General features: G+C 26.2%; 3 protein-coding genes. All 3 read left to right on the top strand.

Translation table 11 applies throughout. The features are described 5' to 3' along the window. Positions 1 to 44: 44 nt before the first annotated feature. A complete protein-coding gene (locus A500_RS17340; RefSeq protein WP_016208870.1) occupies positions 45 to 446 on the top strand; it encodes a nucleotidyltransferase substrate binding protein in 402 nt (133 codons plus the stop codon). A 3-nt stretch (positions 447 to 449) separates the two neighbouring features. Continuing rightward, entirely contained in the window at positions 450 to 692 is a 243-nt protein-coding gene (locus A500_RS17335) for a nucleotidyltransferase domain-containing protein (protein WP_016208869.1), read from the top strand. Positions 693 to 971: 279 nt separating this feature from the next. Further along, positions 972 to 1,125: DUF1659 domain-containing protein (locus A500_RS21795; RefSeq protein ID WP_016208868.1), on the top strand; the 154-nt coding region annotated here is incomplete at its 3' end.

Here is a 1,125-nt window from a genome sequence, read left to right as displayed (position 1 = left end):
TTGTAAAAGAAAAATTGTTATATATTTTCCTGGAGGGATTAGTTATGGATGAATTAAAAGATATAAGATGGAAGCAAAGATTTGAAAATTTTAACAAATCATATACTCTATTAGAAAAGTACTCAAAAAAAGAAGGCTTATCAGAGCTTGAACAGGCTGGAATAATACAATTTTTTGAAATGACTTTTGAATTAGCTTGGAAAGTTTTAAAGGATTATTTAGAAGCGGATGGTTATATGTTGAAAAGTCCGAGAGAAACTATAAAGCAGGCTTTTCAAAATGAAATAATTAATGATGGTCATGCATGGATTGATGCTTTATCAATTAGAAATTTAACTATACATACTTATGATGAAAAATTAGTAGCGAAATTAATTAAAGATATAGTAAATATTTATTTCCCAGAATTAAAACTTTTACATGATAAATTAGAGAAGGAATTATAAGTTATGTATGGATTATTAGATAAAGATATAGATTATATTATTGATGCTTTAAATAAATTTCCACAAATAGAAAAGGGAATTATTTTTGGCAGTAGAGCAATGGGAAATTATAAGAAAGGATCAGATATTGATTTAGCAATAATAGGAGATAAAATAACAAATAATGTTTTATATGATTTGCATGACTATTTAAATGAGATATATCCTCTACCATATTTTTTGATATATTATATTATGATGATATAACTAATGAAAATTTAAAAAAGCATATTGATGATTTTGGAAAAATTGTATATGAAAGAAATAAGCAAGTGGACCTCTTGAGCCCCACAAGCACCCCCGGGGATAAACCAGTTCTTCGTTAAATTACAATTTAATATATTTTGCATAACAAGTACAAACAGGTGAAGGTAAAATTCATCTGTTTTTTCTTTAGAAATTATAAAAATATTTACTCTATTTTTTTATAGATTTTTTAAAAACTCTTCATAAGTGCATATATACATTAATGAGGAGGTGATAAACATGGCAAACTCAGTATTAGTACAAAATTCAGTAGAGGTTAAATACCAAATTGGTGTTGATTCTAAGGGGAAGGAAGTATTTAAGAAACAAACTTTCAAAAATATTTCTGCAGATGCTACTGATGATAATTTAGTAGAATTATCTGATGCAGTTC

Source organism: Clostridium sartagoforme AAU1 (assembly GCF_000401215.1).
Classification (GTDB): domain Bacteria; phylum Bacillota; class Clostridia; order Clostridiales; family Clostridiaceae; genus Clostridium; species Clostridium sartagoforme.
This window is presented reverse-complemented; position numbering and strand designations above follow the sequence as displayed.

Bases quoted from the DNA above. Each gene is read 5' to 3' on its own strand.
- A500_RS17335 (WP_016208869.1), top strand. From the start codon at position 450: ATGTATGGATTATTAGATAAAGATATAGATTATATTATTGATGCTTTA.
- A500_RS17340 (WP_016208870.1), top strand. From the start codon at position 45: ATGGATGAATTAAAAGATATAAGATGGAAGCAAAGATTTGAAAATTTT.